The sequence below is a fragment of the Nocardioides sp. genome (assembly GCF_029937575.1).
GTDB lineage: Bacteria > Actinomycetota > Actinomycetes > Propionibacteriales > Nocardioidaceae > Nocardioides.
This window is the reverse complement of sequence record NZ_JAPYPS010000087.1, coordinates 1-13,914: the sequence shown is the minus strand read 5'-3', so window position 1 is coordinate 13,914 and position 13,914 is coordinate 1. Positions and strand designations below refer to the sequence as shown.

Genomic DNA, 13,914 nt, shown 5'->3' with positions numbered 1-13,914 from the left:
GCGCCGCTCTTGACGGCCTCGTAGAGGTCGGCCTCCTCGTCGGAGACGGTGAGCATGATGATCTTGGCCGACGGCACGGACTCCTTGATCGCCAGGCAGGCCTCGATGCCCGACTTCTTGGGCATCCGTACGTCGAGCAGGATCACGTCGGGGGCTGCGCTCTCGGCCAGGGTGACGCCTTCGGCGCCGTCGCCGGCCTCGCCCACCACCTCGAGCCCGGGCTCGACGGCGAGCAGCATGGTCAGGCCCCGCCGGAAGAGCTCCTGGTCGTCCACCACGAGCACGCGGATCGGCTCACGGCCTGTCGAGCGCATCTGTCCTAGGTCTGCCACGGGCAGATCATGTCACGTTTGACGTGTGGGTTCGCCCACTCCCCGCCGAGCCCGAGGTGAAGTGCCCGGGCTCGGCGCCGTGAGCGGGTCCCCCGTCAGTCCTCGAGGTCGAGGGAGATGACGCCGTAGTCGTAGCCGCGCCGGCGGTAGACGACCGAGGGTCGCTCACTCTCCTTGTCGACGAACAGGTAGAAGTCGTGGCCGACCAGCTCCATCTCGTAGAGCGCCTGGTCGAGGGTCATCGCGACGGCGGGGTGGGTCTTCTCGCGCACCACCAGAGGCCCGTCCCCGGTCACCTCGATCGGTCCGACGGAGCGCTGCGTCTCGGTCTCCTCGGGAGCACTGGTGAGGGAGTCGACGGGACCCGTCTCGGCGAGCGCCTGCCCGACCGAGACCGGCGTACGGCGGCCGTGGTGGACGCGGCGACGGTCTGCCGCGCGGCGCATCTGGGCCGCCATCTTGTCGACGGCCAGGTCCAGCGCACCCATCTGGTGGTCAGCAGCCGCCTCGGCGCGGATGACCGGCCCCTTGGAGAAGGCGGTGAGCTCGACGTGGACGGATTTGTCGTGCTGGCGGGGGTTGGTCTCGCAGTCGACCTCCACGTGGACCCGGATGATCCGGTGATCGTGCTTCTCGAGCTTGGTCAGCTTCTCGGCGGCATGACCTCGAAACGACTCGCTGATCTCACAGTGACGTCCGGTGACGACAACATCCATCGTGAACCTCCCGCTTGCAGTTGGTTACCTCGGTTGACGAACAGGAGCCCGCCCGGCCGACCTGGTCTTCGACCCCACAGCCGCCTGCTGAGACTCTCGCAGCTCATCTGCCATCTCTGGCGCCACTACTGGCCTTCTCGTCCTCACCCCGGAGGGCCCCGAAGGTGTGGTCGCATCTGACGACCGGAGGACGGCAGGACTTACCTCTAAGCCGCACCGTGATCGAACGCACGAGGACAGAGCCCCCGTGGCGGTTCTTACGTGGACCGTTTCGCCTGCGACTGGCATCGGCTTGCCGCCTCTGAGCGAGGCGACGCAACCACGGACCCGGACGGACTCCATGACGTGACGTTAGTGGTGTCGCGGCGCCGGCGAAAGTGAACTCGCTGAACTTTCCCCGTGAACACCAGGCGAATCTGCTGCCTCCCCGCCCGGTGGGCCCCCGGGACCCGCCTCGGATCGACGCCGCACGGTGGCCGCGACGGTCGCGTGCGCCAGGGTCGGTACGCCGGCCGCGGCGAGTGCACGTTGTGCCTCGCGCACGGTGCTCCCGGTGGTCAGCACGTCGTCACACACGACCACGTGAGCACTCCCGACCCGGCGTGCCAGACGACGCAGCCGCCCCGAGGAGCACGCCATCGAGCCGGACAGGTTGTCGCGACGCTCGTCGAGGTCGAGCCCGGCCTGGTCCCGGACGCCGGGCCGTGAGCGCAGCAGCGGCGCCAGGGTCACCTCGTAGCGGCCCGATCCCCGTGCCTGGACCGACCGCCGGGCCCGCTCGGTGACGTCCAGGGTCGCGTCGCGTCCACGGCTGCGCACGCTGGCGGCACGTGACGGGACCGGGACCAGGAGGACCGCACCCCGAACGTCGCTCGCGTCGAGCGCAGCCAGCACGGCCAGCGCCAGCAGCGAGCCGAGCACGTCGCGCAGCCCCACGAGGTTGCGCTCCTTGTGCCCGATGACCAGGTCACGCACGAGCCCGTCGTACGGCGCCACGGCGTAGGGCACGCGCAGTCCCTCCGGGACCGGCGACGGCCAGTGCGGGGACGCCTCGTCGGGCAGGGACGCCAGGCACGTGCCGCACAGCAGGCGCCCGGGCGCGGCACACCCCACGCACGACCCCCCGAGGATCAGGTCGCGGAAGCCGTCGAGACCCGCCATGCACACCATGGCACCAGAGCTCGATGGTCGGGCACCAGCGGTCGGGGCGACGCCTGTGGAGACGAGCTCAGCCGGCGTAGCGCAGGCCCGTGGGCGACGAGTCGTCCAAGGCGAAGCCGTAGGACTCGTCGGCGAGGAGGTCGAGCAGGCTGGTCGCGGTCGCGCCGTACGTCGGGACGTCGGTGGAGGGCGAGCCCACCAGGCCCAGCAGACGACCTGAGACCGTGGTGGAGAAGCCGTCGGGGCTGCTCGGCGAGCCGTCGACGCTGACGGTCCTCACCTCGAACGACTCCCCCGGCACCACGGGCGTGAGCAGCGCGATCGACGTGGGCGAGTTCCAGGCGATGTCGGTGATGCGCAGGGGGATCCCCGGGTCGGTCACCAGGGGCACGGTCGCCCGCACGGCGTTGGGCTCGCCACGGTCGTTGACGGCGATCCTGCCGATCCTGAGCTGGTCGCCCTGCTTGCCGCGCACGACGGCCGCGATCCGGGTGCCGTCCCGGCTGACGAGGAACGCCTTGACGGTCATCCCACTCACGGCCGGCACGGCGATCCGCCGTACCCGTCCGCGCTCGACCACCCGTACGACGGCGCCCTCGGTCGTGCGGTCGACGAGCCAGAGTCGATTGGCGAAGTCCCAGTGCGGCGGCAGCAGGTCGACTCCTCGGGAGAAGACCTCGGTGACCTCCGCCGAACGCTGCGCACCCTCGTCGCTCGTGGCTTCGAGGACAGTGGTCCCGTCGGTGGTCACCACGGCGGCACGAGTGGCGTCGAGGTTGACAGCGGCCGCCCGGACGTCGCGGTCGGCGCCGCCGAAGGGACCCGGAACCGGGCGCAGCTGGTTGCCGTCACGCACGGACAGGACTCCGTCGCGGAGCCCGAAGATGTCGGTCGAGGCTCCCTGCACGGTCGGGTCGTAGCTCCCCGCCTGGTCCACGGAGTAGTCCGTGCCGCCGCCGGGCACCTGGACGGCCTCGTCGCCGATGGTGACCCGGAACGACGAGATCGCCGGCTCTTGGCGCAGGCTCCACGCCAGCTGGGCCAGCATCCGTTCGATGCCGGCCTCCGTCTGGGTCGTCGGGCTCCCGTCCAGCTGGATGTCGGCCACCCCGTCCGCCGAGACGGGCACCGAGAGCCGCAAGGTCAGGCCCTTCGGCAGGTACGACCGGGTGACGTCGGCGCGGTCGGGTCCGGGGCCGGCAAGGAGCCCGGCGATCAGGGAGGTCGCGAGCTGCTCGCCACGAGGTAGGTAGACCGGCTCGGGCACCAGGATCCGACCGGTCGGGTCGAAGTAGTAGAGCGAGGCCGGGCGGAAGCGCTGGTTGAACCACGGCGCCGGCACGATGAGGGCGTCCGGAGGGTTGGTGATGCGGTACTCGCCGTCCTCGATGGTGAGGTCGAGCCGCAGACTCTGCTCGAAGGTGGACAGGCCCCCTTCCCACCCTCCGGAGCGCCCGATCCGGTCGGCGTCGACCAGGGGGACGGTCACGCGGGTGACCTCGTCGCTCGGGGGCAGCTTGTCGGCGTAGATGATCGTGGCCGCCTCCGGGTCCCACTCCTCGGCGGCCGAGGAGGAGAGGTACTCCTTGGCGACGTCGATGCGGGTCGGCGAGGCCGTCATCGCGTCGAGGAACCCGCTGGCGATCTCGACCCCGGTGGCGTTCTCCGCGGGCGGGACCGCGTTGATGTCGGGAGCACTGGCACCGTCGGCCTGGGCCACCGACGCCGCGTCGACGATCGGGCCGGACTCGGGCAGACCCGTGCACGCGGAGAGGCACAGCGCCGCCACGGCGACGACAGCGGGCACGATGGCGGGGAGCCGCCTGGTCATCGGACCGGCTCGCGACCGGGCGCCGCGGGGGCGTCGGTCGGCTCCAGGGACAGGGGGCTGCGGCGCAGGGTCAACGAGGTACGGCGCGGCAGGGTCAGCCGGAACTGAGCACCCTCGCCCGGACGCCCCCAAGCCTGCAGCCAGCCGCCGTGCAGGTGCGTGTCCTCCACCGCGATCGCCAGGCCGAGTCCGGTGCCCCCGCTCGTGCGAGCCCGGGCGGGATCGGCCCTCCAGAAGCGGTTGAACACCATGGCCGACTCCCCCGGTTGCAGCCCGACTCCGTAGTCGCGCACGGCCACGGCCGACGCGGTCGCCGACGAGCCCAGGGTGATCACGATGCCAGGGTCGTGGTCGGGGTCGGCATGGTCGATGGCGTTGGTGACGAGGTTGCGCACGATGCGCTCGACCCGTCGTACGTCGGCCTCGGCCAGGCAGGGCTGGGTGCCGTCGGCGATCGCGATCCGCACGCCCCGCTGCTCGGCGAGGGGACGCGTGGAGTCGACCACGCGCCGTACGACGTCGCCCAGGTTGACGTCCTCCAGGTCGAGCTGGGCAGCTCCGGCGTCGAAGCGACTGATCTCCAGCAGGTCGCCGAGCAGGGTCTCGAAGCGGTCCAGCTCGTGCTGCAACAGCTCGGCGGCCCGGCTCGTGACCGGGTCGAAGTCGCCGCGCGCGTCGTGGAGCACGTCGCCGGCCATCCGGACGGTCGTCAGCGGGGTGCGCAGCTCGTGGGAGACGTCGGAGACGAAGCGCCGCTGCACCCGGCTCAGCTCCTCGAGCTGGCGGATCTGGCGTTGCAGGTTCGTCGCCATCTGGTTGAACGACATCGCCAGCCGGGCGAGGTCGTCCTCGCCGGTGACCCGCAGTCGCTCCTGCAGGCGACCCGCCGCGAGCCGCTCGGCCACCTGGCGGGCCATCCGGACCGGTGTGACCACCTGACGGGTCACCAGCCACGTGATGCCGGCGACCAGGACGAGCAGCAGGACGGCGGCCGTGAGCAGGGCCTGAGTCACCAGGCTCAGTGTCTCGGCCTGCTCGTCGAGGGGGAACAGGAGGTACAGGGCGTAGGTGTTGCCGTCGGCCGGCAGCCGGATCTGGGAGCCGACCACGATGCCGGGGACACTGGCCGGGGATCCCTCGCCTTCCGCCCCGCGCGTGACGATGGAGGTGTAGGTCCACGCCGGGTTGGACCCGACCGTGGCCAACCGCTCCTCGAGCGAGGAGGGGATGGAGGCCTCGAGGTCGAGCCCGGTGCTGAAGTCGGCGTTGGCCAGCGGGACTTCGGCGTCGACGGGACCGGCCAGCACCACGCGGAACCCGCGGGTCTCCCCCCGGGAGATGATCGGGCGGGCCAGGTCCTGGACCTGCCGCGTGATGTCGACCTCGGTGCGCAGCGTCGCCTCCAGGCGCAGCTCGGCCTCGTTGGTCTCGCCACTCGCCTCGGAGACCACGGCGTCCACCCGGTTGGAGAGCAGACCGTCGCGGGTCTGCTGGAGCAGGAACCAGCCGACGGCGGTGATCACCACCGCGGAGAGCACCAGGGTGCTGGCCACCACCCGCGCCTGGACCGAGCGCCTCCAGAACGTCAGCGCGCGCCGTACGCCGGCAGGGACCCGCGGTCGCCTCATCGTCCGGCCGTCATCGGAGGATGCTCAGACCTTGCCGGCCTTGTAGCCGACCCCGCGCACCGTCAGCACGATCTCAGGATGCTCGGGGTCGTGCTCGACCTTCGAGCGCAGCCGCTGCACGTGGACGTTGACCAGCCGGGTGTCGGCTGCGTGTCGGTAGCCCCAGACGTTCTCGAGGAGCATCTCGCGGGTGAAGACCTGCCACGGCTTGCGGGCCAGGCAGAGCAGCAGATCGAACTCCAGCGGGGTCAGGCCGATCGGCTCGCCGAGCCGGCTGACGGAGTGTCCGGCGACGTCGATGAGGAGGTCCCCGATGTCGATGCTCTCGGCGTGCGCGATCGTCGAGGCCTCCTTGCGTCGGACCCGGGCCCGGATCCGCGCGACGAGCTCCTTGGGCTTGAAGGGCTTGACGACGTAGTCGTCGGCTCCCGACTCGAGGCCGACCACGATGTCGACGGTGTCGCCCTTCGCGGTCAGCATCACGATCGGGATCCCGGACTCGGCGCGGATCTCCTTGCAGACGTCGATGCCGTCGCGACCGGGCAGCATCAGGTCCAGCAGGACGACGTCCGGCTTGTAGTCGCGCAGCGCGTCGAGCGCCAGGTCGCCACGCGAGACGGTGAAGGAGTCGAAGCCCTCCTGGCGCAGGACGATCGAGAGCATCTCCGCCAGAGCGGCGTCGTCGTCGACGACCAGCACGCGACCGTTGGTCGCGAGATCGTGGGACGGCTCAGTCATGGTTTCCATCCTAGTCCGGGGGTTGTCGGACAACGGGTGACGCGCGTGGGTGACGCGTGCAAGGTGATGGCTGGGTGACGCGCGAGACGCCCGGGGTGGTGACCCCGGGCGTCTCGGTGGTGCTGCCGGCACGCGCTCGCAAGCTCGTGCCCCCGCGCTCAGTAGCGGTAGGCGTCCGTCTTGTACGGGCCCTCGATCGGCAGGCCGAGGTAGGCCGACTGGCCCTCGGTCAGCGTGGTGAGCTTGACGCCCAGGGCGTCGAGGTGGAGGCGCGCGACCTCCTCGTCGAGGTGCTTGGGCAGCACGTAGACGCCGGTCGGGTACTCCTCGGTCTTGGTGAAGATCTCGATCTGCGCCAGGACCTGGTTGGTGAAGGAGTTCGACATCACGAAGCTCGGGTGGCCCGTCGCGTTGCCGAGGTTCATCAGGCGACCCTCGGACAGGACGATGATCGCCTTGCCCGTGGGGAACGTCCACACGTCGACCTGCGGCTTGACGTTGGTCCGCTCGGCGACGCCCGGCGCCTCGAGCCCAGCCATGTCGAGCTCGTTGTCGAAGTGGCCGATGTTGCCGACGATCGCGTTGTGCTTCATCGCCTTCATGTGGTCGACCGTGACGACGTCGCGGTTGCCCGTGGTGGTGATGATGATGTCGGCGTACGGCAGGGCGTCCTCGAGCGTGGTGACCTGGTAGCCGTCCATCGATGCCTGCAGGGCGCAGATCGGGTCGATCTCGGTCACGATGACGCGGGCGCCCTGGCCGCGCAGCGACTCCGCCGAGCCCTTGCCCACGTCGCCGTAGCCACACACGACGGCGACCTTGCCGCCGATCAGGACGTCGGTGGCGCGGTTGATGCCGTCGATGAGGGAGTGGCGGCAGCCGTACTTGTTGTCGAACTTCGACTTGGTCACCGAGTCGTTGACGTTGATGGCCGGGAAGAGGAGCGAGCCCTCCTTCATCATCTCGTAGAGACGGTGCACGCCCGTGGTGGTCTCCTCGGTCACGCCCTTGATCTCGTTGGCGATCGGAGTCCAGTGGTTGGGCTTGCTGGCCAGCACGTCGGTCAGCACGCCGAAGATGATCCGCTGCTCGGTGCTCGTGGCGGTGGCCGGGTCGGGCGCGACACCGGACTTCTCCGCCTGCACACCGAGGTGGACCAGGAGCGTGGCGTCGCCGCCGTCGTCCAGGATCATGTTGGGCAGCCGGGAGCTGTCCGGGCCCCAGTCGAGGATCTGCTGGGTGCACCACCAGTACTCCTCGAGGGTCTCGCCCTTCCAGGCGAAGACGGGGACACCGGCAGGCGCCTCGGGGGTGCCCTCGGGGCCGACGACCACGGCGGCGGCAGCGTGGTCCTGCGTCGAGAAGATGTTGCAGGAGGCCCAGCGCACCTCGGCGCCCAGCGCGGTGAGCGTCTCGATGAGGACCGCGGTCTGGATCGTCATGTGCAGCGAGCCGACGATGCGGGCACCCGCGAGGGGCTTGGAGTCGCTGTAGCGCTCACGCATCGCCATCAGGCCGGGCATCTCGTGCTCGGCGAGCTTGATCTCGGTGCGGCCGTAGTCGGCCAGGGAAAGGTCTGCGACCTTGTAGTCCATCGGGTGGTCTCCTTCAGGAGGCTGCTGTGGCGTTCGCGCCGCGCATCTGCGCGTTCTTGGGATCTCCCACGCGACTTTTGCAGCCTAGGTCAGCCTCTGGTGTATCCGGGAATCCTCGGCGCCTCCCCGTGGCGGGGCCGGGACGGACCGTGTCAGGGGTGTCAGTGAGCCGTCGCGGCCTTGCTGCGCGACGGCAGCGCGAGCACGATCGCGAGCACCACGGCCCCCACCACGAGGCCCACCACCGCCGAGAGTGTCGTGTTGACCACCCACCCGAGCACGCCTCCGACGGCCCCGGTGGCGTCGTGCACGGCCTCCTCGAGGTGGTGCACCGCCTCGTAGGGGCCGTTCCAGCCCAGGAAGAAGTCGAGCTCGGCGAGCTCGTGGAACTGCGCGAGCAGGATGTGGCCGCCGACCCAGAGCATCGCGGCGGTGCCCACGAGGGCGATCACGTCGAGCAGTCGCGGCATCGCACGGACCAGGGACAGACCGATCCTCTGGGACAGGGCGGACGACCGCTGCGCGAGAGCCAGGCCCACGTCGTCCATCTTCACGATGGCCGCGACCACGCCGTAGACCACGGCGGTGATGGCGATCGCGACCACGACGAGCACCACCGCGCGACTGAAAAAGGGCTCCTCCAGGACCTCGTTGAGGGAGATCACCATGATCTCGGCGGAGAGGATGAAGTCGGTGCGGATCGCCCCGCCCACCATTTCCTTCTCCTGCTCGGGCCCGATCTCGGCGGCCACCTTGCCCTCGGCCTGCTGGGGTGCCTCGTGGTGGGAGATCTTCTCCCACACCTTGTGAGCGCCTTCGTAGGCCAGGAACGTGCCACCGCCGACCAGGATCAGCGGCAGCACCCACTCGGGCGCGAACTGGCTGAGCAGCAGGGCGGCGGGGAGGATGAACAGCAGCTTGTTGCGCACCGAGCCGATGGCGATCTGCTTGATGATCGGCAGCTCACGCTGGGCGGCGACGCCCTGGACGTACTGCGGGGTCACGGCGGTGTCGTCGACGACGACACCGGCCGCCTTCAGACTGGCCCGTCCGGCTGCGGCACCGACGTCGTCGATCGAGGCCGCGGCCAGCCTGGCCAGCACGGCGATGTCGTCCAGCAGCCCGAAGAGTCCTGCGCTCATGCGCACAGGCTAGCCGGGTCGCACCCGACCCTGACCGCAGCGATCAGTCGTCGACGAGACCGAGGCGCAGGTACTCGGCCGCGTAGGTCCCGGTGAGCAGCAGCGAGGCGTAGCGGGCGACGTCGGTGGTCGCGTCCGTGCTCACGGTCTCCACTCGTACGCCGCGCTCGGCGGCCGCGGCCAGCAGCCGGTCGCGGTGCTCGCGCACGACAGGGTCGCCGCCGCCGTCCCTCCCGGTATCCGCGTCGGGCTCGTCGGCCAGGAGCACCAGGACCGGGCGCAGGTCTCCCCCGCCCTCGGCGAAGGGATCGTCGAAGACGCTGTGCGCCTTGGCCGCCTCGATGACGGGCAGCAGGTGCTCGGCGTCGCCCGCCAGCGCGGTGCGGCCGCTGGTGCGACGGATCGACTCGGCGATCCGGCGCGCAGCACGCGCGGCCAGCACGGAGCCTCCCCACACGATCGGGGTCGCGTCGGCGAGGGCGATCGCCAGCATCTTGGCCGGGTTGATCGACAGGTCACGGTGCGGCGAGCAGGCCTCGGCCACGTCGTCGAGGGCGTCGGCGACCCGGTCGGGATCGGCCTCCGGGCCCAGTCCCAGCTGGTCGAGGTAGGACAGCATCACCACCGCGGTGGCGAGCTGGTCGTCGGTCACGGTGGGCAGGATCGAGGAGTAGCGGCCGGCCGCGTGCTCCCCCACCATCGAGTTCGGTGGGCAGGCCACCACCACCTGACAGCCGCGTCGGTTGGCCTCGGCGACCGCGGAGGCGGTCCCGGAGTCGGAGCCGTTGGGCGCCAGCACGACCACGAGGTCCAGGCTGCCGGCCCAGCCGGGCAGCGCGGGACCGGGCCACGCCACGAACGGCACCGGGCAGGACGGCTCCAGAACGGCGCGGAGCAGGCGTGAGTCGGGCCCGGCAGCGATCACCGCACGCGGCCGGGCGTCCAGGCCGGCGGCGACACCGAGGGCCGTCGCCTCGGCGGCGCCGCCGGCCTCACGGCGTACCCGGGCACCGGACTCGGCGAGCGTGCGCAACCGCAGGTCGGCCGCACCGAGGGCGGTCGCGTCGTCGAGGCGCGACTCGTCGAACCAGACCATCAGCGTGGGCCGCTCAGCCGGGTCGACGGGCTTCGTCGACGAGCAGGACCGGGATGTCGTCGCGGATCGGGTAGGCCAGTCCGCACGACTGGCACACGAGCTCGGCCCCGGTGAGGTCCAGCGAGCCGTGACAGTCGGGACAGACGATGATCTCCAGCAGGGCCGGGCTCACCGACGGGGTCTCGTCCGTGCCACTCATGCGTCGGCCCCCGTCCGGATCAGGGCGAGCGCCTCGTCGCGGATCGCTGCCATCGTCTCCTCGTCCTTGCCCTCGGCGTTGAGGCGCAGCAACGGCTCGGTGTTGGACGCCCGGACGTTGAACTGCCAGTCGGCGTGGCTGACCGTGAGCCCGTCCAGGCGGTCCAGGGTCACGCCGTCGCGGGACCCGAAGGTCTCCTCGATCGCGGCGATGGCAGCCTGCTGGTCGCCCACCGTCGAGTTGATCTCGCCCGACAGCGGGTAGCGCTCGTAGGTCGCGAGCAGCTGCGAGAGCGTCTGGTCGGTCCCGGCGAGGGCCGCCAGCGCGTGCAGGGCAGCCAGCATCCCCGAGTCGGCGCGCCAGAAGTCGCGGAAGTAGAAGTGTCCGCTGTGCTCGCCACCGAAGATGGCGTCGGTCTCGGCCATCGTGGCCTTGATGAAGGAGTGTCCGACCCGAGTGCGGACCGGGGTGCCACCGAGCTCGGAGACCAGCTCCGGCACGGCGCGGCTGGTGATCAGGTTGTAGATGATCGACGCACCCGGGTCCTTGGCCAGCTCGCGCTCGGCGATCAGGGCGGTGAGAGTCGAGGGCGAGACGGCGCGGCCGGTCTCGTCGACCAGGAAGCACCGGTCGGCGTCACCGTCGAAGGCGAGCCCGATGTCGGCCTGCTCCTCGAGCACCTTGGCCTGGAGGTCGACGAGGTTGGCGGCCTCGATGGGGTTGGCCTCGTGGTGGGGGAAGGTGCCGTCGAGCTCGAAGTAGAGCGGGACCAGCTCGACCTGGTCGGCCAGCCGATCGAAGACGGCGGGGGCGGTGTAGCCGGCCATCCCGTTGCCCGCGTCGGCGACCACCTTGAGCGTGCGACCCGAGACCGGCGCGAGCGACAGCAGGTGGGCGGCGTAGGCCGCGAGCACGTCGTGCTCGGTCAGCGAGCCGGTCCGGGTCGGGGCCGCGAAGTCGCCGGAGATCACGAGGTCGCGGATCTCGGCGAGACCGGTCTCGAGGCCGATCGGTTGCGCGAGGGCGCGACACATCTTGATGCCGTTGTACTGCGCGGGGTTGTGGCTGGCGGTGAACATCGCGCCGGCCATGTTCAGGTGGCCCGAGGCGAAGTAGAGCTGGTCGGTCGAGGCGAGACCGATCATCGTCACGTCCGCGCCGGCCCAGGTGGCGCCGTCGGCGAAGGCTCCGGCCATCCCGGGCGAGCTGGGCCGCATGTCGTAGCCGACGACTACCTCGGTGGCGCCGGTGACCTGGACGTAGGCCTTGCCGGTTGCCCGGGCCAGGTCCTCGTCGAGCTGGTCGGGCACGGTGCCGCGGACGTCGTATGCCTTGAAGATGGCGTTGATGTTGGCGGGGTCCAGAGAGGCCATGCAAGGACCCTAGTGGTTACTCCGGGCTGAGCACGCGCAGGTGGCCACGGCGTGCGGTCTCGTGGCCGCTCTCCTCGTGCGGAGCCGGACGCTCGGGCGTCAGGGGGCGGGCCGCCTCGCGCACCGCGTCGGCCAGGGCGAGGAGGTCGTCCTCGGACGGTCCGCGGTCGCTGAGGTCGGTGGCCAGACGCAGCACCTCCCACCCACGTGGTGCGGAGAGGCGCTCCCCGTGCGTGGCGCACAGGTCGTAGGCGTGCGGCTCGGCGAAGGTCGCCAACGGCCCGAGGACCGCGGTCTGGTCGGCGTACACGTAGGTGAGCGTCTGGACCGCGGGACGGCCACAGGGGGTGCGCGAACAGCGCCGGGCGAGACTCACGCGCCAGAACCTACCTCGCACGGGGCCGCTGGTTCACTAGGCTCGCGGACGTGGCTCCCTCCCCTCCTCGACGACCCGGCGCCCTGCGTGACCGCCACGGCCGCGGTCCACGCGGGCCCGCCGTGCTGGCCGGACCGAACGGCGCACCGAAGCAGCGCACCAGCCGGGACCGCTTCGACGACCTCGTGCTGGCGGTGGTGACCGACATCGAGTCGCGCTGGGAGCGGCACCTCGGACTGGTCGAGTACGCCGTCGAGGACGCGCCGCAGGTGCCCGACGACTGGGACTCGGGCACGGTGCCGCTCTCGTCACTCGTGCGCGGCTCGGGCAGCCGGCCGACCCGGCTCGTCGTCTTCCGCCGGCCGATCGAGCACCGCAGCGACTCCCGCAGCGACCTGGAGGCGATGGTGCTGACCGTGGTCGTCGAGCAGGTCGCCGAGCTGCTCGGTATCGACCCGGAGGTCGTCGATCCGCGCGTCGGTGGCGGTGACGAGTGACGGGCTGGACCGTGCCGACGCCTCCGCACGAGCGCGTCGGCGAGATGGGGCTGCACGACGTACCCGATGCCTTCCTGACCAGCGTCAAGCGGGGCGACCTGCGCACCCTGGCGCGGCCCAACCGCTGGCTGCGAGGCGCGGTCCACGACGCCGACGGCAAGCTCGTCGTCGCGTCGCAGAAGATCGGCGGGCTCGGCGGCAACCAGGCCGTGATGGCCGACCCGGCCCGCGTGCCCACCCGACCGCGCGCCCGCCGGCTCGGCGGCACGTGGTTGTACGGCGGTCACTGGATCCAGCACTTCGGCCACTTCTTCACCGAGACCGTGACGACGCTGTGGCCGGGCTCCGAGGTCCACGACCGGGTCGAGGGCATCGTGTTCCACAGCTACATGAGCCGCTTCCGTGGCATCTCCCCGTGGCAGACCGAGCTGATGTCGCTCACGCCGTACGGCGACCTGCCGGTGGAGATCATCGAGGACGACCCGCTGTGGGTCGATCGCCTGCTGGTCCCGACGAGGTCGGTGGTCGTCAACGGCTGGGCCGAGCCCGAGGCGGTCGAGGTCTGGCAGCAGATGACGGCGTCCGCCGGAGGTGCCTCGGTCCTCGACCCTGCCGGTCCCCGCGTCTTCTTCTCGCGCACGGCGTTCAACGCCGGCAAGCGGGCTGCGGACAAGGCCGTGCGGACTTCTGTGGAGCGCGACCGGGCACTGGACACCGCCTTCGTCGACGCAGGCTTCGAGCTCGTCTCGCCGGAGACCCTGCCGATCACCGAGCAGGTCCGGATCGCCGCCGGAGCCTCGGTGCTGGCCGGCTCCGCAGGCACCGCGCTGCACCTGTCCGCGTTCGCCCCGGCGGGGGTGCGGGTGATCGAGCTCGGCGACGACCGGTCCCCCACTGTCCAGGTCCCCCACCAGCTCGTCGTCGACGCGGCACGCGAGCACCCGTCGGCCTTCATCCCGTACGACGTGGCAACGACCGACGTGCCTGGCGTGCTGGCAGCGTTGGGGTTGTAACGAGGGCAGGGCGCGGACTCCGCCTCGAATTCAGGCGGTGAGTGAGCTGTCCACAGATTATTAGAACACTCTCGCGATTGTCGGTGGCTCGTTCTAGAATCGACTCATGCCCGAGCAGAGGGTCGTGTGCCTGAGACCGGTCCATGCACCGTGGTGAGGCATACGACCCGATGCCGTGGGGAAGAGGAGCGTGCCGTGAAGCGCCCCAGCTCGGCCA

At 70.8% G+C, this 13,914-nt stretch carries 14 protein-coding genes; 2 read left to right on the top strand and 12 right to left on the bottom strand.

The window, feature by feature from the left end; genetic code table 11:
* From Q1K33_RS19070 to Q1K33_RS19015, 12 genes are all read right to left on the bottom strand, one after another.
* A partial coding sequence (locus Q1K33_RS19070; protein ID WP_300406333.1) for a response regulator transcription factor occupies positions 1–332 on the bottom strand: 332 nt, incomplete at its 3' end.
* Between the two features lie 95 nt (positions 333–427).
* A complete protein-coding gene (gene raiA, locus Q1K33_RS19065) occupies positions 428–1,048 on the bottom strand; it encodes a ribosome-associated translation inhibitor RaiA (protein ID WP_300406332.1) in 621 nt (206 codons plus the stop codon).
* A 351-nt stretch (positions 1,049–1,399) separates the two neighbouring features.
* Positions 1,400–2,209, bottom strand: a complete 810-nt coding sequence (locus Q1K33_RS19060) for a phosphoribosyltransferase family protein (RefSeq protein WP_300406331.1) — start codon at positions 2,207–2,209, stop codon at positions 1,400–1,402.
* Positions 2,210–2,276: 67 nt separating this feature from the next.
* The gene (locus tag Q1K33_RS19055) at positions 2,277–4,040 is read right to left on the bottom strand and encodes an LpqB family beta-propeller domain-containing protein (protein ID WP_300406330.1); all 1,764 of its coding nucleotides are present in this window, start codon (positions 4,038–4,040) and stop codon (positions 2,277–2,279) included.
* On the bottom strand, positions 4,037–5,668 hold the full coding sequence (gene mtrB, locus Q1K33_RS19050) for an MtrAB system histidine kinase MtrB (RefSeq protein WP_300406329.1): 1,632 nt from the start codon (positions 5,666–5,668) through the stop codon (positions 4,037–4,039). Before mtrB ends, Q1K33_RS19055 begins: the two co-directional genes overlap by 4 nt.
* 24 nt (positions 5,669–5,692) lie before the next feature.
* The gene (gene mtrA, locus Q1K33_RS19045; protein WP_300406328.1) at positions 5,693–6,406 is read right to left on the bottom strand and encodes an MtrAB system response regulator MtrA; all 714 of its coding nucleotides are present in this window, start codon (positions 6,404–6,406) and stop codon (positions 5,693–5,695) included.
* A 158-nt stretch (positions 6,407–6,564) separates the two neighbouring features.
* Positions 6,565–8,001, bottom strand: coding sequence for an adenosylhomocysteinase (ahcY, locus tag Q1K33_RS19040; protein WP_300406327.1), 1,437 nt, complete (start codon positions 7,999–8,001; stop codon positions 6,565–6,567).
* A 161-nt stretch (positions 8,002–8,162) separates the two neighbouring features.
* The gene (locus Q1K33_RS19035; protein WP_300406326.1) at positions 8,163–9,143 is read right to left on the bottom strand and encodes a DUF808 domain-containing protein; all 981 of its coding nucleotides are present in this window, start codon (positions 9,141–9,143) and stop codon (positions 8,163–8,165) included.
* A 43-nt stretch (positions 9,144–9,186) separates the two neighbouring features.
* Positions 9,187–10,239 (bottom strand): SIS domain-containing protein, encoded by a 1,053-nt coding sequence (locus Q1K33_RS19030; protein WP_300406325.1) that lies wholly within the window; start codon positions 10,237–10,239, stop codon positions 9,187–9,189.
* A gap of 13 nt (positions 10,240–10,252) precedes the next feature.
* Complete coding sequence (locus Q1K33_RS19025) at positions 10,253–10,438, bottom strand: Trm112 family protein (protein WP_300406324.1); 186 nt, start codon at positions 10,436–10,438, stop codon at positions 10,253–10,255.
* Entirely contained in the window at positions 10,435–11,811 is a 1,377-nt protein-coding gene (locus tag Q1K33_RS19020) for a phosphomannomutase/phosphoglucomutase (RefSeq protein WP_300406323.1), read from the bottom strand. Before Q1K33_RS19020 ends, Q1K33_RS19025 begins: the two co-directional genes overlap by 4 nt.
* A gap of 16 nt (positions 11,812–11,827) precedes the next feature.
* Positions 11,828–12,187: a DUF3499 domain-containing protein gene (locus Q1K33_RS19015; protein WP_300406322.1), complete on the bottom strand. Its 360-nt coding sequence runs from the start codon at positions 12,185–12,187 to the stop codon at positions 11,828–11,830.
* Positions 12,188–12,237: 50 nt separating this feature from the next.
* Between Q1K33_RS19015 and Q1K33_RS19010 the strand changes: the two genes are divergently transcribed.
* Positions 12,238–12,684, top strand: coding sequence for a metallopeptidase family protein (locus Q1K33_RS19010; protein WP_300406321.1), 447 nt, complete (start codon positions 12,238–12,240; stop codon positions 12,682–12,684).
* Positions 12,685–12,695: 11 nt separating this feature from the next.
* Positions 12,696–13,697: a glycosyltransferase family 61 protein gene (locus tag Q1K33_RS19005; protein WP_300406320.1), complete on the top strand. Its 1,002-nt coding sequence runs from the start codon at positions 12,696–12,698 to the stop codon at positions 13,695–13,697.
* Positions 13,698–13,914: the final 217 nt, after the last annotated feature.